Source organism: Pseudofrankia asymbiotica (genome assembly GCF_001983105.1).
Lineage (GTDB): Bacteria > Actinomycetota > Actinomycetes > Frankiales > Frankiaceae > Pseudofrankia > Pseudofrankia asymbiotica.
Genome location: NZ_MOMC01000035.1, coordinates 64775 through 85312, shown reverse-complemented (window position 1 = coordinate 85312; position 20538 = coordinate 64775). Strand labels below are relative to the sequence as shown.

Sequence of the window (20538 nt, the reverse complement as noted above, 5' to 3'; positions counted from 1 at the left end):
CAGCCGGCGATGCACGTCGTCGGCGTACTTCGCGACCTCCCGCGGCAGCGGCGGGCGCGGGCCGACCAGCGACATCGTGCCGTTCAGGACGTTGAGCAGCTGCGGCAGCTCGTCGAGCGACCACTTGCGCAGGAACTTTCCGATGCGGGTGATCCGAGGGTCGTCCTTGGCCTTGTACATGTAGTCGTCCTCGCGGTCGTTGAGAGCGAGGACCTCGGCCAGCCGCGCCTCCGCGTCGACGTACATCGACCGGAACTTGTACATCGTGAACTCCTTGCCGCCCTGGCCGGTCCGGGTCTGCTTGAAGATCGCCGGGCCCCTGCTGGTCAGCCGGACGGCCAGGCAGAGCCCGAACAGCAGCGGCGAGAGCAGCGTCAGCGAGAAGAAGGCCACCCCGCGATCGAGGAGCACCTTCATCAGCCGGCGGGTGCCGGTGAGCTCGGGCTCCTCGATGTGCAACAGGGGCAGGCCCGCGACCGGGCGCAGGTGGATCCGAGGACCCGTGACGTCGGTCACCGCCGAGGACACCAGGACGTCGACGTTGGTGCCCTCCAGCGCCCACAGCGCCCGGCGCAGCCGTTCACCGTCGATCTGTGGGCTGATCGCGACGGTCGTCGCGTCGGTGAGCCGGATGGCGTCCTCCAGCGCGTCCGACGTACCGACGATCGGGACGCCGAACAGGTCGAAGCCCGCGCTCTCCAGGCGGTCGTGGCTGTGCCGGCCGGGCGCGCGGTCCAGGCAGACGCCGACGACCGACCAGCCGGCGCTCGGGTCACGGCGGGCCAGCCGCACCAGGGACGCCGCCGACTCGCCCGCCCCGACGACGAGGACCCGGTGCTGGCAGCGGCCGGCCTGGCGCATCCGGTGCAGCAGCGAGCGGGCGGCCCCGCGGCCGGCGAGCGTGAGGATCGTGGCCGCGGGGAAGACGATCAGGAGGTAGGCCCGGGCGATCTCGGCCTTGGTCGCGTACGACCCGACGGCCACGAGGGCGGTGAGCCGCACCGCGGCGTTGACGACCCGGCGGAACTCCTCCGTCCCGCCGCCGAGGAAGCGGTCCTCATAGGCACGGTTCAGCGACATCCCGGCGAGCCACGCGACGGGGAAGACGGCGCTGAGGATCAGGTAGGGCGTCGGCGAGACCGGCATCAGGTCGAAGTCGACGAGGCCGCCGAACCGCAGGACGTAGGCGAGCGCCGCCGCGAGCGCCCCCGCGGCCAGGTCCGCGCAGACCACCAGCCGGGTGTACTTGCCCTCCCAGGAGATGTGAGCCCGGTATGCCTGGTGCTCGGCGGGCTGGTCCGTCTCGCCGGCCGGATCGTCCGCCGGCATGCCGGTCGGCGGGGCGGCCCTGGGAGCGGGAACGGAGGCCACCGGCTCGGATGGCTCCGTCGCGAGACCGAGGCCTTCGAGACCGCCGGGCGGCAGCGGGAGGACCGTCGGCCCGGTGACCGCGCCCTGCGCCGTGCTCTCGAGGGCGTCCCGCGCGGTCCGGTCCGCCGCGGCGCCCGCGGGCGCCAGGCCCGCCGCCGCGGCGTCGTCCCTGGCGGCGTCGTCCTCGCGGGCGGCGGTGGCACCGTCCCGCGCGATGCCGTTCCTGGCGAGGGCTCTGGCGGTGATGCGCAGGGTGGTGTCGTCGTCGTCACCCGCGGCGGCGCGGCCCCCGGAAGCGTCGGCGGCGGTGGTGGGGCGCGCCGCGCCGACGAAGTCGTCGGCGGAGCCGTCGGCGGGAGAGTCACGCCTGGCCCGGCTGCCGGTGCGCGTCCCGCGGGCACCGGCGGTGTGTGGACCGGCCGTGCGCGGCGAGACCCGCGTCCACTGCATCGGGACCCGTACCGTCGCCTCCGGATCGGTGCCGGTGGGCTTGGAGGTGTCGTTGTCTACGGCGTTCTCGTCCATGGTGCTGGGCTCCACGGGACTCCGGTCGGCGGCATCGTCCGCCGCGACGCCGGTCGACGCGGCCGGCTCCACGGCGGCGGCGTGGCCCGCGCCGGGAGAGGACCTGGCGCCGGGCCCGTCGCCGGGCGATGAGCCGAGGCCGCCCTGACTCGGCTCGTCCGTTCTGGTGCCAACGTGCTCGGTGCTCGCGTGCTCCGCGCCGAGGTGTCCCAGGCCAGGGTGCTCCGTGCTCAGGTGTTCCGCGTGCAGGCGCGCCGTGTCCGGCGCCGCCGCGCGCCGGTGTGCCGTCTCAGGGTGCGGAATGCCCGGATGCTCCCTGACCGGGGCCTCCGCCCGCACGAATGGGTCTATTCCGTCGACCGTCTCCGTCACCGGTGGCCCCCGCCCCTTGCGTCTTCCGCCGTTTCGGCATGCCGGCGGATGATCGTCAGCCGCCGAGCCTAGCTGTACCTGCGTGCCCGGGTGTGTCGGCCGCCGGCCGCTCGATCAAAGACGCGATCGGGCGGCCGTTGACCTGATGATGGCCGAATGGAGATTCGGGCCGAATTCTAGCGGCGGGGCATAGTGTTATCGGTGTTGTTAGGGCAAATTCCGTCGCGCTGACTGGTCCGCCGCGGCCGGGTCGCATGGTCCGGAAGTGGTCCCGCCTGGGCACTTTTGCGTGTGGCGCGGGGCGTGGCTCGCCTGGCCGGACCACAGATCGCACTGTGTGACCGTGTGTACCGGCGTGGGCTGGCGCGCGAATTCCGACGAGACATGACCCTGGGTATATGTCGTGAAGTTGACTCCAAAAACAGGGCATTCTCCGCCAGAAAAGACCACTGGGGAGCGGTGCCGGTGGCGGTCAGATGTTCTTGGTGAACACCAGCCGCAGGCCGATCAGGGTGAGGTGTGGCTCGTGCACCTGGAGGGTCTCGCTCTCCTTGATGACGAGCGGGGCGAGACCACCGGTCGCGATCGCGGTCGCCTCCGCGCCGAGCTCGGCGCGGATGCGCCGGACCAGGCCGTCCACCTGTCCGGCCGCCCCGTAGATCATGCCGGACTGCAGGGCCTCGACGGTGCCCTTGCCGATCACCGACCGGGGTGGCACCAGCTCGACCTTGCGCAGCTGGGCGGCCCGGGAGGCGAGCGCGTCCAGCGCGATCTCGATGCCGGGCGCGAGCGCGCCGCCGAGGAACTCGCCGCGCGCGGAGACCACGTCGATGTTGGTGGACGTGCCGAAGTCGACCACGATCGTCGGCCCGCCGTGCAGGTGGTGCGCGGCCAGTGTGTTCATGATCCGGTCGGCGCCGGCCTCCTTGGGGTTGTCGATGAGGATCGGCACTCCCGTGCGGGTACCGGGCTCGACCACCACCACCGGCACATGCCGGAAGATCCGCGCCGCCATCCGGCGGATCTCCCGCAGCGCCGCCGGCACCGTCGAGCACACCGACACGCCGTCGATCTGGTGTTCGCCGAGCAGGCCGCGGTAGACCAGCGTCAGCTCGTCCGCCGTCGCGTTCGGCTGGGTGCGCACCCGCCACGAGTCGGCCAGCGTCTCGCCCTCGAACACGCCGAGGACGGTGTTGGTGTTGCCGATGTCGATCGTCAGCAGCATCAGTGCGACCGTTTTCCCTGCGTGTCGAGAGCGAGGTCCAGGCCCAGGTCGAGCGCCGTGACCGAGTGGGTGAGGGCGCCGACCGCGAGATAGTCGACGCCGGTGGCCGCCACGTCGGCCGCGACGGCCAGGGTGAGGCCGCCGCTGGCCTCCAGCAGTACCCCGGTCGGCCGGGCCAGCGCCACCGCCGCCCGAAGCTCGTCGGTGCTCATGTTGTCGCACAGGATCAGGTCGGCGCCCGCCTCGACCGCCTCGGCGACCTGCTCGACGGTGTCGCACTCGACCTCGACGGGCAGGTCGGGGAAGGCCCCGCGCACGGCGGCGAACGCGGCCGCCACCCCGCCGGCCGCGACCACGTGGTTGTCCTTGACCAGCGCCGCGTCCACGAGCGACATCCGGTGGTTCACGCCGCCGCCGGCACGCACGGCGTACTTCTCCAGCGCGCGCAGCCCCGGCATGGTCTTGCGGGTGTCCCGCACGGCGGCGCCCGTCCCGGCGATGGCGTCGACCCAGGCCCGCGTCCCCGTCGCCACCCCGGACAGGTGGCACAGCAGGTTCAGCGCGGTGCGCTCGGCCGTCAGCAGCCCGCGCACCGGGCCGCGCACCCGCAGCACCTCGTCGCCGGGCTCGACCCGGTCGCCGTCCGCGGCGGTCAGCGTGACCTCGACGGTGCGGCCGGCGACGGCCTCGAACACCGCCGCGGCCACCGGGAGGCCCGCGACCACGCCGCGCGCCCGGGAGACGATCCGGCCGGTGGCCACCAGGTCCGCGGGCACGGTGGCGGCCGACGTGGCGTCCACGCCGAGCCCGCTCGCCGCCGGCAGGTCCTCGGCGAGCGCCCGGGACAGCACGTCGGCGAGGCCCGCGGGCTCGAGGCCGGTCGCGGCCAGGGCCGATCTGGTCGCGTCCGACAGCCCGAGGCCCATCTCGCCCGCCGCGGCGGGGGCATCGGCGTCGGCGAGGACGTGGGCCGGAGCGACGGCGTGCCTCGCGGCGATCCTGGGGCTCACAGTGCCTTCTCTCCTTCGACGGGGGTCGCCCCGTCTGCCGCCGCGGGCTCGAACGTGACGCCGAGCGCCCCGTCCGGGTCCAGGCGGACCAGCAGGTGCCCTCGCCAGTCGTCGTCGGCCTCGGCGAAGTCCTCGCGCCAGTGCGAGCCGCGGGTCTCCGTGCGCGCCGTCGCGGCGGCGACCAGCGCCGTCGCGACGGTCCGCAGGTTGCTCATCTCCCAGGCGTCCGGCCCGGCGGTCACGGTCGAGCCGGTGACCCGGACGTCGCCGATGGCCGTCAGCGCCTTCGCGGCGGCCAGCAGGCTCGGCGCGGAGCGCAGCACCCCGGCGCCGTCGGTCATCACCCGGGCGAGGTCGCCGCGCTCGGCCGGGTCCGCGAGCCCGGCGGAGCCGCGCTCGACCACGGCGAGCGCCGGCACACCCGGCGAGGGCAGCCCGGCGGCCAGGTCCTCGGCGATCCGCGCCGCGAAGACCAGGCCCTCGAGCAGGCTGTTCGACGCCAGCCGGTTCGCGCCGTGCACACCCGTGCAGGCCACCTCGCCGCAGGCGTAGAGGCCGGGCACGCTCGTGCGGCCCCAGGTGTCGGTGCGCACCCCGCCGCTGGCGTAGTGGGCCGCCGGTGCCACCGGGATCGGCTGGGTGACCGGGTCCACGCCCTGGGCTCGGCACTGGGCGGTGATGGTCGGGAACCGGCGCAGGATCGTCGCCTCACCGAGATGACGGGCGTCCAGATAGAGGTGATTGACGCCCTGGGCGGCCATCACCCGCGACATCTGCTTCGCGACCACGTCCCGCGGCGCGAGGTCGGCCAACGGGTGTACGCCAAGCATCACCCGTTCGCCGGCCGCATCCACGAGGACGGCGCCCTCGCCGCGCATCGCCTCGCTCACCAGCGGCCGCTGGCCCACGTCGAGCGACTCGGCGCCGGGCGCCCAGAACGCCGTGGGGTGGAACTGGACGAACTCCAGGTCCGTGACCACCGCGCCGGCGCGCAGCGCGAGCGCCACCCCGTCTCCGGTGGAGACGGGCGGGTTCGTCGTGGACGCGAAGATCTGGCCCATTCCGCCGGTCGCGAGGATCACCGCCCTGGCGGTGACCGCTCCGACCCCGTCGCGGCTGCCCTCGCCCAGGACGTGCAGGGTCGCGCCGGCGACGCGGCCGTCCGCGTCGGTGAGCAGGTCGAGGACGAGGGCGTGCTCGATGATCTCGACGGCCTCGTCGGAGCGCAGCGCCGCGATCAGCGCGCGCTCCACCTCCAGGCCGGTGGCGTCACCGCCCGCGTGCACGATCCGGTCGCGCAGGTGGCCGCCCTCCCGGGTGAGTGACAGCTCGCCGCTCGCGGTCCGGTCGAACTGGGCCCCGAGCGCGGCGAGCTCGCGGACCCTGGCCGGGCCCTCGTCGACCAGCACCCGCACCGCCGCCGGGTCGCACAGCCCGACGCCCGCGACCAGCGTGTCGCGCAGATGGTCGTCGGGCGAGTCCTCGGCGGCCAGCGCCGCGGCGATCCCGCCCTGCGCCCAGCGGGTCGAGCCCATGTCCAGCAGTGCCTTGGTGACCAGCAGCACCCGGGCGGTCGGCAGCGCCGCGCGTACCCGCAGCACGGCGGACAGCCCCGCCACGCCCGAGCCGATCACCACGACGTCGGCGTGCCTGGTCCAGCCGGCCCGCGGCGCGCCGAGCCGCGCGGGCAGCACCGGCAACGGCGGCAGACCCGCCAGCGCGCGCGGCGCGGGCGGCGCCGAGGCCGAAGGTGAGGAGTCGCTGGTCATGGTCAGGCCTCTGGCTCGGCGGCGGGTGGAAGGACGAGTTCGATGTTGTCGATCAGGCGGGTGCTTCCCACCCTGGCCGCGACGAGCAGCAGCGCGGGTCCCGCCGTGGCGGGGCTGAGGTCGTCGGGCCCGGCGAGGACGAGGTAGTCGACCTCGATGCCCGGCTCGGCCGTGAGCACCGCGCGCGCGGCGGCGATGACCGCGTCGGGGCCGTCGCCGCTGGCCGCGAGGCCCGCCGCGAGCGCCCGCGAGAGCGCGAGCGCGGACACCCGCTGGGACTCGGTCAGGTAGGCGTTGCGGCTGGACAGCGCGAGCCCGTCCGGCTCCCGGACCGTCGGCACGCCGACGATCCGCACCCCGAAGGMCAGGTMCGAGACCATCCGGCGGATGCAGACCAGCTGCTGGGCGTCCTTGCGGCCGTAGAACGCCAGCTCCGGCCGGACCAGGTGCAGCAGCGTCGCGACGACCGTCAGGACGCCGTCGAAGTGCCCCGGCCGGCTCGCCCCCTCCAGCACGTCGCCGAGCGCCCCGGCACTCACGGTCACCAGCGGGGCCGGGTCGTGCACGAGCGCCGGAGCGAACACGACGTCCGCGCCCTCCCTGGCGCACACCTCGAGGTCTGCCTCGAGGGTGCGCGGGTAGCGGTCGAGGTCCTCGCGCGGGCCGAACTGCAACGGGTTGACGAAGATCGTGACGACGACCTGGTCGGCCTCGCGGCGGGCCGCGCGGATGAGGGTGGCGTGCCCCTCGTGCAGCGCGCCCATGGTCATCACCACCGCCCGGCGCCCGGCGGGCCGGGCGAGCAGCGCGGCGAGCTCCGCGCGGGTGCTGGCGAGTGCGGGCCGAGTCCCTGCGTCGGGATCGGCGAGCGGAGTACGGGGCATCGGGCCGTTCCAGTCCTCGAGTGCGGTACCGGACGTCGCGGACGACTGTAACCCCTGCGCAACCCCGGTGGGGGCCTGCTGTGACCCGGCCCAACCGGCCGCCCCAAGCCACGCCCGACCAGGGCCGAAGCGAAGGCCGCCGACGCGGTGACGCCGGCATCGCCGTGAAGACGCCAGCCAGACAACGCCGAGCCGGGCCTGCCCAGGCCTACGCGACGCCAGCCCCACCCGAGCGAGTCCGCTGGCGGGGACGGCCGTCCAGCACCTTGATCGGGTCGGTGCACAGGAGACTCAGCATCTGGCTCACGCGCGCCGGGTCATAGAGCCCGTCGTCGAACTGCGCCCGTACGTGCAGCACGCCCTCGAGCTCGACGTAGATGATCGAGATGCCCTCGTCCCTGCCGCCGGAGCGCGCGTTGGCGAAGAAGCGACCCTCCGGCGGGGCGAGCCACCGCAGACGCTCCAGCTCGGGCACCCGGCCCCAGCTGACCAGCCACGGCCGCAGGTCAGGCGACGCCGGCGCCGGCTCGGCCTGGCCGGCGGCGGTCTGGGGGGCGGYGGCCTCGCGCGGTCGGGGCCGTCGGGTCTTCGCGATCTGGATGGCGTGCCTGGCGAGCGGCTGGCCCAGCTCGGTCGCCCGGCGTAGTTCCGCTCCGAGCGACTCCGGTGACGTCGGGTCGTCCGGCCAGATGGTCAGACGCTCCACGAAGTTGCCGAAGTCCGGCGCGCCGGACCGCAGGTAGCGCCGCAGGTCGCAGGGCAGGTGGACGCCGTCGTCGGGTCGGGCGAGCCCAGCCGCGTCCGACGCGGCGAGGGTCGCCGCGAACAGCACGCTGTTCACGGACACGCCAGGGGCGTGCAGGTCGCGCCATTCGCGCAGCGTGGCCATGTAGCCCGCCTTGGAACGCTCGACCAGTCTGCTCACGCGTCCCGTCGCTGAGCGTGGCCCCGCCGCGGCATCGGCCGGTCGCCACTCGTCGAGCTCGGGCCGCTCGCCGCCCAGGAACCCCAGCCGGCTGGCTGGGACCGCGTGCTGTTCGCGCATCGACGCCACGAGGCCCCTGAGCAGGGCCGGCCGGCGGCCGTAGGTCTCGCCCAGGGCACGCGGCAGCGGGTAGCGCGCCCCGCGCTCCACCAGGTCGACCGGACGGGTGCCCGCCAGCGCGTGGCGCAGCACGCCCGCCCAGAACCTCAGGCAGGTGTAGTCGCCGAGAAGATGAGAGAACACGAGGAACGAGCAGTGCCGGCCGACGAAGATCCGGAACGGAAGGTCGCCGAGGCCCTCCTCGCAGAGCTCGGCCAGGCGGGCCATGAGAGGTCCGGGATCCTCGGCGGGATCGCCCACGGCGGCCGGGCTGTCATCAAGGCCGACGACGACGGCCGCCAGAAACCGCTCGCGCCGCACGAACGGAACGGGGACACGGGCCCCCCTGACCGCATCGATGCGGCGCAGGAACCGGCTGGCCGGATCGATCGCCGCGAGATGCCGGATCACCGCGCGCGCGGCCTCGACCGACGGCATCTCGGCCGGGCCGGTCGCGACCGCGAAGGTGCTCTCGACGTCGAGCCAGAGCCGGTCGCGTCGCGGGAAGTCGTTCCAGCGGAACACAGTCGCAGCCTTCGTCACGGGATTCCCAGGCCCTCCACCTGCCGGGCACAATAGCTGTACCTGTCGCTGGAACGGTCACGTTCGTCGCCCCACTGATCGGAGCCCCCGATTCCAGGCCCGCCGGGGAGGCACTCTAGGCCTGACCCGTGAGCGGCCGATCAGGAGCTTGCCCGGCKACCACCCGTCGGCCTTCCGAAGAACCGGCCTTCTGAAGGATCGACGCGCGTGGCCCGGCCGTTACCGAGACGGGAGCGGGCGCCGTCAGCCGGTTGTCGGCGAGCTGACACCCTTCCGTAGCGGGGGATTGCCCGCGGACGCCGCCTCCCGCCCCTTGTGAAGGGCACGCGCGCCGCGTCGTCCGCGTGCCGGGCACGTCGGCCGAAAGCGCTGGTCACGGGTCCGGCCGTGAATGGTTGGCACCCGGTGTGTCGGGCTGGGGGGTGGGGCTGGCCCCACCCCGGCCGGCGGTGGTGACCCACCATGGCCCACAGGCTGGCCTGACCCCAGGGTCGGCGGTTCGCTCCAGTGACCTTGCCTGCCCGTTCCGGGAACGTTGACGCATGCCCAGTCGCGCTCCCCACCACCCCGACGGCCATCGGGCCGATCACTCCGCCCAGGCCCTGGCGCGCTCCGCCGCCGGGCCCAACCGCCGGCCGAGCGGCGACGCGGGCCGCGTCAACGCCGACGGTCACGCCAACCACATCGCCGCCAGGGCCGCGCGCTGGAGCGTGCGGCACCGCAAGTTCGCCGTCGCCGGCTGGCTGGTCGCCGTCATCGCCGTGATCATGATCGGCAGCATGATCGGCACGAAGACCCTCGACGACGACGACATGACCCTCGGCGAGAGCGGTCGCGCGGAGCAGACGCTGAAGGACGCCGGCTTCGTCGACCGCGACAGCGAGAACGTCCTCATTCAGCTCCCGGCCGCGCCGGCCGGCGGCCAGYTGGCCGACCCGGAGGTCTCCGCGACGATCGCCGACGTCATCGCGCGGATCTCGGCCACGGGCGAGGTGACCGACGTACGGGCCCCGATCGCCGCGCGGGGCGCCACCGAGGACCGCGGCCTGATCTCCGCGGACGGCCGGTCCGTGCTGGTGACCTTCGAGCTCACCGGGGATCCCGACACCGCCACCGACCGGATCGAGCCGGTGATGGACACCGTCGCCTCGGTCGCCGCCGCCCACAGCGGGCTCACGGTCGAGCAGTTCGGCCAGGCGAGCGCCGACAAGGCCCTCGACGAGACGATGGGCAACGACTTCCAGCGGGCCGAGTGGTCCGCGATCCCGGTGACCATCGCCATTCTGCTGATCGTGTTCGGCGCGCTGATCGCCGCGCTGATCCCGGTGGCGCTGGCGATGACCGCGTTCGTCGGCACGCTCGGGGTGGTCGCGTTCGTCAGCCACCTGATGCCGACCAACGAGATCGCGACGTCGGTCATGCTGCTGATCGGCCTCGCCGTCGGCGTCGACTACGCGCTGTTCTACATCCGCCGGGAGCGCGAGGAGCGCGCCAAGGGCCACGGCCCCGAGCGGGCGCTGGCGATCGCGTCCGAGACCTCCGGGCACACCGTGCTGGTCTCCGGACTGACCGTCGCCGTGTCGCTGGCAGGTCTGATGATCACCGGGATGAGCGTCTTCACCGGGATCGCGGTCGGCACGATGATCGTCGTCCTGGTGGCGCTGCTCGGCTCGGTCACCGTGCTGCCCGCGCTGCTGTCCCTGCTCGGTGACCGGGTGGAGCTCGGCCGGCTGCCCTGGAAGCGCCCGGCTGCGCCGGACGCGCCCCGCTCCCGGCGGGCCCGGCGGGCGGCGCGCCGCACCGCGCGGCACTCGAAGCGGCAGTCCGGCGAGATCGCGGACGCGGCCATGACCGAGGTCCTCGGCGCCGCCGTCGCCGCGCAGCACGCCGAGCGCGTCGCCGCCGCCGAGCGCGCCGCGCTCCTCGACGCGGCCGGGCAGACCGGCCGGGTCCGCCTGCTCGACCGGCTGATGCGCCACCCCGGGATCGTCGCGACCGTGACCGGTGGCCTGCTGATCCTGCTCGCCCTCCCGACGCTGGGCATGCACACCGCCGAGCAGGGGCTCGACGACCTGCCCCAGGACATCCCGGTCATGAAGACCTACCACCGGCTGACCGCAGCCTTCCCCGGCGGGCCGACACCCGCGGTGATCGTGGTGTCCGCGCCCGACGTCACCTCCGCGCCCGTGACCGCGGCGATCAACGACCTGCGGTCGAAGGCCGTCGCGGCCAAGGTCGGCTTCGAGCCCGTCATCGTCGACGTCAGCGCGGACAAGACCGTCGCCCGCGTGCTCATGCCGATCGCCGGTGGCGGCACCGACGACGCGTCGATGGACGCGGTCCACACGCTGCGCGACGACCTGGTGCCCTCGACGATCGAGAAGATCCCCGGTGCGCGCGCCGACGTCAGTGGCATGGCCGCCGGCTCGCTGGACTTCAACGACCAGCTCGGCGGGCGTACGCCACTCGTGATCGGGTTCGTGCTGCTGCTGGCCTTCATGCTGCTGCTGACGGCGTTCCGCAGCGCCACGGTGGCGGCCCTCGCGGTCGGCCTGAACCTGCTCTCCGTCGGCGCGGCCTACGGCCTGCTGGTGCTGATCTTCCAGCACCACTGGGCGGACGGCCTGCTGAACTTCACGGCCACCGGCAGCATCGCCAACTGGATGCCGCTGATGCTCTTCGTGATCCTGTTCGGCCTGTCGATGGACTACCAGGTGTTCCTGCTCTCCAGGGTCCGCGAGGCCCGGGAGGCGGGGCTGGACATGCGGTCGGCGGCGCTCGCCGGCCTGCGCCGCAGCGCCGGCGTGGTCACCAGCGCGGCGGTCATCATGGTCGCGGTCTTCTCGATCTTCGCGACGCTGTCCCAGGTCAGCATGAAGCAGCTGGGCATCGGTCTCGGCTCGGCCATCCTCATCGACGCGACCGTCATCCGGGTCCTGCTGATGCCCGCCATGCTCACCCTGCTCGGCGACCGCATCTGGCGCCCCAAGGCCGGCTCCACCCCCACCGGGCCTGACGCGGGCGACATCCCCGCGGCCGTCCTCCCCACCCAGCAGACCCGGCCGCTGCGAGCCCACTCCCACACCAGCTGACCCAGCGGCCCTGACACCGCCGCTGCCCCGTCCTGTGCCCGCCCTGCCGTCCCCCGCGGCAGGGCGGGCACAGCCATGCCTGGCGACGTCCTTCTTTTCTCTAGAGCGTGATTGCCTGCTAGAACGTGATTGCCTGTGTGGCCCGCGTGGCGATGAGCGTGGCCGGTCCACGCGGGTACAATTTCTGTACTTGTCGGGTGGGGGGAGCCTGGTAGTCCCGTGGCCAAAACTGCGACTGTCTTCCAAGAGAACGACTTCCCGCGGCGTGACTGGTTCTGGCTCGATGTCGAGAGCACCTTCGCGATCGCGACCGGCCCGGCCGAGATGCCGTCGGTCGAAGCCGTGCGCGCGGTGATCCGGTACCTCGCGGTGGCGGATCCGACCAGCAGATTCACCCGGCGCATCGATGCCGTCAGGCGAACCCGTGTGCCCGTTCCGCTCGCGGAACGCGAGGAGTTCCTGTCGGCGGCCGTGGTCGGTCTTGACGACAGCCCGGCGGCCCTGGGTGAGCCCGCCGAGGATTCCGGGCCCCTGCTGGCCCGCCTGGCCGAGCTCTGCGAGGAGGGTACGGGTGACCTGCCGTTCCGGCTTTTCGTTGGCCAGCGCTGCTCGATCATGGTGTTCTCCCATCTCCTCGGCGACTACACCGGCCTGAAGTTCTGGGCGGGCCTGCTGCGCTACGCGCTGGACGGCGGCCGTCCGGTCGATCTGATCGAACATGGGACGCGGCACCCGCTGCCGCGTGCCCTGGGCGAGACCTACGGCCGACGGCCGGCGCTGCTCAGGGACCTCGTGGTGTCCATCCGAGGCGGGCGCGGTGGCCCACCCGGCCAGCCGGGTGTCCGCGCCGGCGAGCCGCCCGCGCTCGGTGAGCGCCGGCCTGCGCCCGTCGCGGCGCAGTGGCGTCCGGCGGCGGGGGCGGGGGCGGGGGGCGTTCGCAGGCTGCTCGAGCGTTCCAGGGCGGGTTACATGGCCACGCTGCGCGAGTGGCGGGACCAGCACGCTCCCGGCGCGTCCGTGATCAGCGTGCTGTTCGCGGCGACCCTCGCCGCGTCGGAGACGGCTGGGCTCGCCCTCGCTGACGACGGCATCCACCTGCCCTGCGACCTGCGGCGCTATCTGCGGTCCGGCGGACCGGACTTCGGCAACTTCGTGGAGCGCGTGACCATCTGGCCGGACGACCCGACGTCACCGGAGTCGCTCGGAGAGGAGATGCGCCTGGCGACCGAGCTGGGCCAGCCGCTGGTCAGGCAGGCCATCCAGGTCGCGAAGACCTGGCTGCCCCGACCGCGGCACCACGAGGGCGCCGCGTCACCGTCGTCGCCTGACCTGCGGCCGTGGCTGGTCAGCTGGGGCCGGGTGCCCGAGCTGGAGCGTCTGCGGTGGCTCGCCCCGCCGGAGGGTCGCTTCTTCGCCAACGCGCGCTCCGGCGGCAGGGACGAGGGCATCTCGATCATCTACGTCGAGCTCGAGGGCGTGCTGCACGTACGGGCGCAGTTCGACGACGGGCTCTATGACCCGGCGCGCGTGAGCCAGATGCTGAGTCTCCTGTGCACCGACCCGATCAAGGTGCTGGACGGCCGTCCCCGCCAGCGGACTCGCTCGGGTCAGTGACGGCCTTCGCTCAGGAGGTCGACAGGTAGTCGTCGAACGAGATGCCGGTCAGGCGTTCGTACGCCTCGACGTAGCGCGCCCTGGTCGAGACGACGACGTCGTCCGGCAGCTCGGGCGCGGGGGTGTCGCGGTCCCAGCCGGAGTTGACCAGGTAGTCCCGGATGAACTGCTTGTCGAACGACGGCTGGGCCCCGCCCGGCGACCACAGGTCCGCCGGCCAGAACCGCGACGAGTCCGGGGTGAGCACCTCGTCGCCGAGCCGCAGCACGCCGGCCGGGTCGTGGCCGAACTCGAACTTCGTGTCGGCGAGCAGGATGCCGCGCTCGGCCGCGAGGTCGCTCGCCCGGCCGAAGATCTGCAGCGTGAGCTTCTCCAGCTCGGCGGCCAGCTCGGCGCCGATCCGGTCCGCCGCGTCCGCGCGGCTGATGTTCTCGTCGTGCTCGCCGATCGGCGCCTTGGTCGACGGCGTGTAGATCGGGTGCGGCAGCTTCGAGCCGTCGACGAGCCCGTCGGGCAGCGGGTGGCCGCTGACGGCACCGGTGCGGTTGTAATCCTTCAGGCCGCTGCCGGTCAGGTAGCCGCGGGCGACGCACTCGACCAGGACCATGTCCAGCCGGTGGCACAGCATCGACCGGCCGCGCAGCTGCTCCTTGTAGGGAGCGAGCTCGGCGGGGTACTCGTCGACGTTCGAGCTGATGACGTGCGACGGGACGAGATCGGCGAGCTGGTCGAACCACCACAGCGTCAGGCCGGTCAGCACCGCGCCCTTGTCGGGGATCTCCGTCGGCAGGATGACGTCGAACGCGGAGATCCGGTCGCTCGCGACGAGCAGCACCGCGTCGTCTCCGACGGCGAACAGCTCGCGGACCTTGCCCGAGCCGAGGTGGGTCAGCCCGCCGAACTCCTCATGCGTAAGTGGCACTATCTCTCCAGGTTCCTGGCTAACGCCGTCAGCTCAGCGCCGCGAGTCGGTCAAAAACAGGGGCCAGYCGCTCGACGTAGCGTTCGGGGCGGCTTACCTCGTCGAGGCGGGCCTCGTCGAGGGGCAGGCCGCGGTCGGCGGCGTGCTTGCGCAACGTCTCCCGGAACGGGACGCCGGTCTGCCAGGTCTCCATCGCGGCGGCCTGCGTGATGGCGTAGGCGTCCTCCCGGGACAGGCCGGTCTCGACCAGTTCCAGCAGCACGGCGGAGGTGTAGACCAGCCCGCCGGTGGCGTCGAGGTTCGCCCGCATCCGGTCCGCGTCGACGACCAGGCCGGTCACCAGCCGGGTCGTCAGGTTCAGCAGGTAGTCGACGCCGGCGGACGCGTCCGGCAGCGCGATCCGCTCCGTCGAGGAGTGCGAGATGTCCCGCTCGTGCCACAGCGGCACGCCCTCGAGGACGGGGACGTACTGGGCACGCACGATCCGGGYGAGCCCCGCGATCCGCTCGGACATGATCGGGTTCTTCTTGTGGGGCATCGCGGACGAGCCCTTCTGGCCCTTGCCGAACGGCTCGGACAGCTCGCGCACCTCGGTGCGCTGCCCGTGCCGCACCTCGAGGGCCACCGCCTCGCACACCGTCGCGATCCCGGCCAGCGCCGCGACCCAGCTCGCTATCCCGTCGCGCAGCACGACCTGGGTGGCCACCGGCGCCGGGGTGAGGCCCAGCTTCTCGGCGACGTGGAGCTCCACGTCCGGGTCGATGTTCGAGTACGTCCCCACCGCTCCGGAGATCTTGGCGACGGCGACGTCGGCGCGGGCGGTGCGCAGCCGGTCGCGGCAGCGGGCGACGCCGAAGGCCAGGTCCGCGACCCGGTGGCCGAAGACCGTCGGCTCGCCGTGGATGCCATGCGTGCGCCCGACCCGCAGCGTCGACCGGTGCGCGAGCCCGAGGTCGCGCAGCGCCGCGACCAGCGCGTCCGCCTTGGCGAGCAGGATGTCGGTCGCCTCGACCAGCTGCAAGGCCAGCGCCGTGTCGAGCAGGTCGGACGACGTCATCCCGAAGTGGACGTAGGCGGCGGCCGAGCGGGGCTCGGTCTGGTCGGCCCAGGCGGAGAGGAACGCGATCACGTCGTGCTGGGTGACGGCCTCGATCTCGGCGACCGCCGCCGGCGTCGGTGCTGGCGCCGCGCGTACCGGCTCGACCGCGTCGGCGGGAATGCGCCCCGCGGCGGCGTGCGCCTCCACGACGAGCACCTCGACCTTGCACCACAGCTCGTACTTGTGCGCCTCCGACCAGACCCGGCCCATCTCGGGCAGGGTGTAACGCTCGATCATGCCGACGCGCCGGCGGGGGAGGCGGCAGCCACGCGGGCGAGCCCGTCCGCCGCGGCACGCTCGAAGTCGTCCTTGTAGGTGACCAGCTTGCCGGCGAGCTCCTGGTCCGAGAGCGCCAGGATCTGGACGGCGAGCACGGCCGCGTTCGTGGCGTTGTTCAGGCCGACCGTGGCCACCGCGACGCCCGGCGGCATCTGGGCGATGGCGAGCATCGAGTCCATCCCGTCGAGCGCGCCCCCGGAGATCGGGACGCCGATCACCGGCAGGGTGGTGAGCGCGGCGACAGTGCCCGGCAGCGCCGCGGCGAGCCCGGCGCCGGCGATGACCACCTGGATGCCGCGGCCGCGCAGGCCCTCCACCCAGTCGGCCAGCGTGCGGGGCGCGCGATGCGCCGAGAGCACGGCCTCCTCGTGGGCGACGCCGAACCGCGAGAGGGTCGCGCCGGCCTTGCTCATCGTCTGGGCGTCCGAGGCGGACCCGTAGACGACCGCGACCCGCGGGCGGGCGGTGGGGGATTCGGGGGTGTTGGAGATGCTGCTCACTTCGCTCCTCGTCGTCGGGGAGGACTCCGGCTCGACCGCCGGCGTGTACTCCCGGGCGGCTGTACTGCTCGGGACTGCTCGGGGCGGCGGCCGCCTAACCAGGCTCGCCCGGCCGGCCGGGTTCGCCCGGCCCACCGGACACGCCCGGCCCCCCCGGGCCGTCGGCCGGCCCGGGCTGGTCGGTCCGCTGGGTGACCGAACCGGCGCGGCGGACGTCCGCGGCGTGGCGCAGCCGCGACGGGTCGCCGATGTCGGTCCGGTACCGCGCGCCGGGCAGTGAGATCCGGCTGACGGCCTCGTACGCCGATCCTCGCGCGGACTCGAGGTTGGAACCGATCGCCGTGACGGACAACACCCGCCCGCCGGCCGAGACCACCCGCCCGTCCGCGTCGAGCCTCGTCCCCGCGTGCAGGACGTCCACCCCGGTGAGCCCCGCGGCGGCGTCGAGGCCGCGAATCGGGTCGCCGAGCCGCGGCGTGCCCGGGTAGCCGGCGGCGGCCAGCACGACGGTGACCGCCGAGCCCGACCGCCACACCGGCGCGCGGCGGCCCGTCAGCACGTCGGTCAGCGGCGTCGTGAGCAGGGCGAGGATCGCCTGCGTCTCCGGGTCGCCGAACCGGGCGTTGAACTCGACCACGCGCGGCCCGCGCGCGGTGAGTGCCAGGCCCGCGTAGAGCAGGCCCGTGAACGGGGTGCCGCGGCGGGCCATCTCGGCGACCGTCGGCCGGATGACCGTGGTGACCACCTGGCCGGCCAGCCCGCGTGATGCCCAGGGAAGGGGAGCGTAGGCGCCCATACCGCCGGTGTTCGGCCCGGTGTCGCCGTCTCCGATCCGCTTGTGGTCCTGGGCGGGCAGCAGTGGCACCACGGTGCCGTCCTCGGTGACGACGGCGAACATCGACACCTCGGGGCCGTCGAGGTACTCCTCGATCACCACGCGGTCGTCCGGCCCCTGGAGGCAGCCGCGGACCGCCGCGACGGCGGCGTCGCGGTCCTCGGTGACCGTCACCCCCTTGCCGGCGGCCAGCCCGTCGTACTTGACGACGTAGGGCGGACCGAAGGTGTCCAGGTCGGCGAGCGCCGGCTCGATCTCGGAGTGGTCGCGGGCCGCCGCCGTCGGCACGCCCGCGGCCCGCATGACGTCCTTGGCGAACGCCTTGCTGCCCTCGAGGCGCGCCGCCGCGGCGGACGGCCCGAAGCACGGCAGGCCGCGGGCGCGCAGCTCGTCGGCGGCGCCGGCCACGAGGGGGACCTCAGGGCCGATGATCGTGAGATCGGCGCCGACGGACTCGGCGACGGCGGCCACCGCCTCCGGGTCGGCGACGTCGAGCGGGCGGGGCTCGGCGATGTCGACGGTGCCGGCGTTGCCGGGCGCGCAGACGATCGAGCCGACGCGGGGATCACGGGTGAGCGCCCGGCACAGCGCGTGCTCCCGCCCGCCCGAGCCGACCACAAGGACCCTCATGCCCACGCCGCCACCTCTGGTAGCACCCGGCCAGGCGGTCGTGGGCGTCGTACGCCGTGTGTCATCGGTCCGTCGGTCCTTTGCCAGTCGGGGTGCGGCCGCCGCGGGCCGCCCCTGGGGACCGGTGACGCCGGTCGGCGGGGGACCTGGGCCCGCGCCGCACCATACCCGGAAACCGACCTGTCCCCCGATTCCCCGACGCTCGCCTAAAGCCCGACGCCCGCTCGCCACAGCAACCTGGCCATCCCGTCTACCAGGTGGAGGGCGCAGCGGCGGGCGTCGACCTCGGCCATGCCCTCGACGATCGACGGGGCGTCGACCGGCCAGACCCGTACCTGCCGGCCGACGACGGTCAGCGGGGCCGGCAGGTCCCGGCCCTCGAACGTCCGGCCGCCGGGCTCGACGAACAGGTGCAGCGACCGGCCGGCGGAGGGGAAGCTCTCGCAACGCCAGTAGAGCAGCGGCCACGCCGCGAGCTGGTTCCTGCCGTGCCAGTGGTTGGGCCGCCCGTCGGTCGGGGGGTGCAGGTCAGGGCGGTCGGCACCCCGCGGGGGGTTCCCGGCGTCCCTCCCGGATCGGCGAGGGCCGGGGGTCCTGCCGGATCGGCGGACAGGGTCCCTGCTGGATCGGCGGAGGTCGTGGTCTGGGAGGTCGTGATCCGGGAGGTCCGCCGACTGGTGGGCCGGAGAGTCTGTCGGCGAGTCGGCGGCCGACCGGGCCGCTCCCGCCGGATCGACCAGCCCGAAGGGGATGGCGGGGTCGTCGGCGGTGCGCAGTGAGGCGCGTGGCCGGCCCTCGGCGCGATGCCTGGCTCCCGCCAGCCGCGGAACGTCCCGCACCACCCGCATCGTCACCGGAGGCACCAGGTCGGCCTCGGCGCACAGCCTGAGGAACGCGGCCAGCTGCGCCTCGACATGGGTGGCGATGGCGGCCGAACGCTCCCGGCGCTCCGCCTCGGCCCGCTGGGCGCTGCGCACCCAGTGGCTGCCGCGCAGCAGGACGTCGGTGAGGGCGTCGGGCAGCGCCTCGCCCGTCGGGGAGAACCCGACCGGCCAGGCGTCGGCGTCCACGTCAGCGCGGTAGCTGCCCGGCCCGACCTGCCAGAGAAGTTCGGCGGGCCCGGCGGAGACCCCGTCGCTGGCCCGGACGGGGCTGGTCCCGCGTTGGCGGCGGTCGGTGGGGGCCAGCACCGCCGGTGCGCCGGAGGGAGGCCTGATGCCGGCTTCCCTCCGCGCTTCCGGCGGTCCTGGAGTGGGTTGCGGCTCCTCGGACGGGCGGGCGACCACGTGATCCACCTCCCGGCGACTGCGCAGCGTGACCAAGGAAGCGTGACCCGTCACGAGCCGTGCCGCAACCGGGGCGGGCGTGGCGCCGATGATCCGTTAGAGGAGATCTCGCAGGACGAGCGTCTGGTCCCGGCCGGGGCCGACGCCGATCGCGGAGATCGGGGCGCCGGACATCTCCTCCAGCGCCCGGACGTAGTCCCGCGCCTCGGGCGGGAGCTGGTCGAACGACGTGGCGGCCGAGATGTCCTCGTGCCAGCCGGGCAGCTCCTCGTAGACGGGCTTGGCGTGGTGGAACTCGGTCTGGGTCATCGGCATCTCGGACATCCGCGTGCCGCCGACGTCATAGGCCACGCACACCGGCACCGTGTCGAAGCCGGACAGGACGTCCAGCTTGGTCAGGAACAGGTCGGTGAGGCCGTTGACCCGCACGGCGTAACGGGCGATGACCGCGTCGTACCAGCCGGTGCGCCGGGCGCGGCCGGTCGTCACCCCGAACTCGCCGCCGACGCGGCGCAGCTCGTCGCCGACCTTGTCGTCGAGCTCGGTCGGGAACGGGCCCGAGCCGACCCGGGTGGTGTAGGCCTTGATGATCCCGATCACGCGGGTGATCCGGGTCGGGCCGATGCCCGCGCCGGTGGCCGCGCCGCCGGCGGTGGGGTTCGACGAGGTGACGAACGGATAGGTGCCGTGGTCGACGTCGAGCAGGGTGCCCTGCGACCCCTCCAGCAGGACGACCTTGCCGGCGCGCAGCGCCGAGTCGAGCACGAGCCCGGTGTCCGCGATGTGCGGGCCGAGCTGCGCGGCGTACTCCAGGTACTCCTCGACCACCGCGTCGACCTCGATCTTGCGGCGGTTGTAGACCTTGGCGAGCACCTGGTTCTTCTCGCGCAGCGCCAGCTCGAGCTTCTGGCGCAGGATGCCCGGGTCGAGCAGGTCCTGCACGCGGATGCCCGTACGCGCGACCTTGTCGCCGTAGGCCGGGCCGATGCCGCGGCCGGTCGTGCCGATCCGGGCCTTGCCGAGGTAACGCTCGGTGACTCGGTCGAGGGCCCGGTGGTGCGGCATGATCAGGTGGGCGTTCGCGCTGATCATCAACCGGGATGTGTCGATACCACGGGCGCGGAGCCCAGCCATCTCTCCGAGCAGCACGCCGGGGTCGATCACGACGCCGTTCCCGATCACCGGGATGCAGTCGGCACGCAAAATTCCGCTGGGGATGAGGTGCAGGGCGTACTTCTCGTCGCCTATGACCACCGTATGGCCGGCATTGTTGCCGCCCTGGTAGCGCACGACGTAGTCGACGGCGCCGCCCAGAAGGTCGGTCGCCTTTCCCTTACCCTCGTCGCCCCACTGGGCTCCGATCAGGACAAGCGCAGGCACGGGGCAAGACTGTACTAAGAACGAAGCCCAACCTTCCTCACCGATTGGCTGAGTGACGGCCCGGTGCCTGGCTGTGCGTTCGATGCCCGACCCGTCCACCGGTCGCTAGTCGGTGAAR

14 protein-coding genes are annotated in these 20538 nt (G+C 73.6%); 2 read left to right on the top strand and 12 right to left on the bottom strand.

The features are described from left to right. From BL253_RS18200 to BL253_RS18175, 6 genes are all read right to left on the bottom strand, one after another. Positions 1 to 1329, bottom strand: a 1329-nt coding sequence (locus BL253_RS18200; protein ID WP_241834905.1) for a sugar transferase, incomplete at its 3' end; no start/stop codon positions are given. 1411 nt (positions 1330 to 2740) lie between these two features. Further along, on the bottom strand, positions 2741 to 3493 hold the full coding sequence (locus tag BL253_RS18195; RefSeq protein WP_076818316.1) for a type III pantothenate kinase: 753 nt from the start codon (positions 3491 to 3493) through the stop codon (positions 2741 to 2743). Beyond that, positions 3493 to 4503 carry a carboxylating nicotinate-nucleotide diphosphorylase gene (gene nadC / locus BL253_RS18190; protein WP_476644114.1) on the bottom strand — a complete coding sequence of 337 codons (1011 nt, stop codon included), beginning with the start codon at positions 4501 to 4503 and terminating at the stop codon, positions 3493 to 3495. The genes BL253_RS18195 and nadC overlap by 1 nt, the downstream gene beginning before the upstream one ends. Then, positions 4500 to 6203 (bottom strand): L-aspartate oxidase, encoded by a 1704-nt coding sequence (locus BL253_RS18185; protein WP_076818325.1) that lies wholly within the window; start codon positions 6201 to 6203, stop codon positions 4500 to 4502. Before BL253_RS18185 ends, nadC begins: the two co-directional genes overlap by 4 nt. Positions 6204 to 6274: 71 nt before the next feature. Then, on the bottom strand, positions 6275 to 7156 hold the full coding sequence (gene panC / locus BL253_RS18180; RefSeq protein ID WP_076818315.1) for a pantoate--beta-alanine ligase: 882 nt from the start codon (positions 7154 to 7156) through the stop codon (positions 6275 to 6277). 208 nt (positions 7157 to 7364) lie between these two features. Next, a complete protein-coding gene (locus BL253_RS18175; RefSeq protein ID WP_158230372.1) occupies positions 7365 to 8783 on the bottom strand; it encodes a hypothetical protein in 1419 nt (472 codons plus the stop codon). Positions 8784 to 9325: 542 nt separating this feature from the next. Between BL253_RS18175 and BL253_RS18170 the strand changes: the two genes are divergently transcribed. Continuing rightward, positions 9326 to 11875: an MMPL family transporter gene (locus BL253_RS18170; RefSeq protein ID WP_076818313.1), complete on the top strand. Its 2550-nt coding sequence runs from the start codon at positions 9326 to 9328 to the stop codon at positions 11873 to 11875. A 219-nt stretch (positions 11876 to 12094) separates the two neighbouring features. Then, positions 12095 to 13489, top strand: coding sequence for a hypothetical protein (locus BL253_RS18165; protein WP_076818312.1), 1395 nt, complete (start codon positions 12095 to 12097; stop codon positions 13487 to 13489). A 10-nt stretch (positions 13490 to 13499) separates the two neighbouring features. On the opposite strand, the gene BL253_RS18160 is transcribed toward BL253_RS18165, so the two are convergent. The 6 genes from BL253_RS18160 to BL253_RS18135 all read right to left on the bottom strand — a co-directional run bounded on the left by BL253_RS18160 (position 13500) and on the right by BL253_RS18135 (position 20420). Then, on the bottom strand, positions 13500 to 14411 hold the full coding sequence (locus BL253_RS18160; protein WP_076818311.1) for a phosphoribosylaminoimidazolesuccinocarboxamide synthase: 912 nt from the start codon (positions 14409 to 14411) through the stop codon (positions 13500 to 13502). Between the two features lie 28 nt (positions 14412 to 14439). Continuing rightward, positions 14440 to 15747, bottom strand: coding sequence for an adenylosuccinate lyase (purB, locus tag BL253_RS18155; protein WP_076818310.1), 1308 nt, complete (start codon positions 15745 to 15747; stop codon positions 14440 to 14442). Continuing rightward, positions 15744 to 16289 carry a 5-(carboxyamino)imidazole ribonucleotide mutase gene (gene purE, locus BL253_RS18150; protein ID WP_076818309.1) on the bottom strand — a complete coding sequence of 182 codons (546 nt, stop codon included), beginning with the start codon at positions 16287 to 16289 and terminating at the stop codon, positions 15744 to 15746. Before purE ends, purB begins: the two co-directional genes overlap by 4 nt. A 94-nt stretch (positions 16290 to 16383) precedes the next feature. Beyond that, positions 16384 to 17754, bottom strand: coding sequence for a phosphoribosylamine--glycine ligase (gene purD / locus BL253_RS18145; protein WP_241834899.1), 1371 nt, complete (start codon positions 17752 to 17754; stop codon positions 16384 to 16386). 206 nt (positions 17755 to 17960) lie between these two features. Beyond that, the gene (locus BL253_RS18140; protein ID WP_338013725.1) at positions 17961 to 18944 is read right to left on the bottom strand and encodes a hypothetical protein; all 984 of its coding nucleotides are present in this window, start codon (positions 18942 to 18944) and stop codon (positions 17961 to 17963) included. 192 nt (positions 18945 to 19136) lie between these two features. Further along, positions 19137 to 20420 carry an adenylosuccinate synthase gene (locus tag BL253_RS18135; protein WP_076818307.1) on the bottom strand — a complete coding sequence of 428 codons (1284 nt, stop codon included), beginning with the start codon at positions 20418 to 20420 and terminating at the stop codon, positions 19137 to 19139. Between the last annotated feature and the right edge of the window lie 118 nt (positions 20421 to 20538).

What these genes read in the sequence shown, in the direction of transcription:
- purD (WP_241834899.1), bottom strand. Translation starts at nt 17,754, where the DNA reads ATGAGGGTCCTTGTGGTCGGCTCGGGCGGGCGGGAGCACGCGCTGTGC.
- BL253_RS18195 (WP_076818316.1), bottom strand. Translation starts at nt 3,493, where the DNA reads ATGCTGCTGACGATCGACATCGGCAACACCAACACCGTCCTCGGCGTG.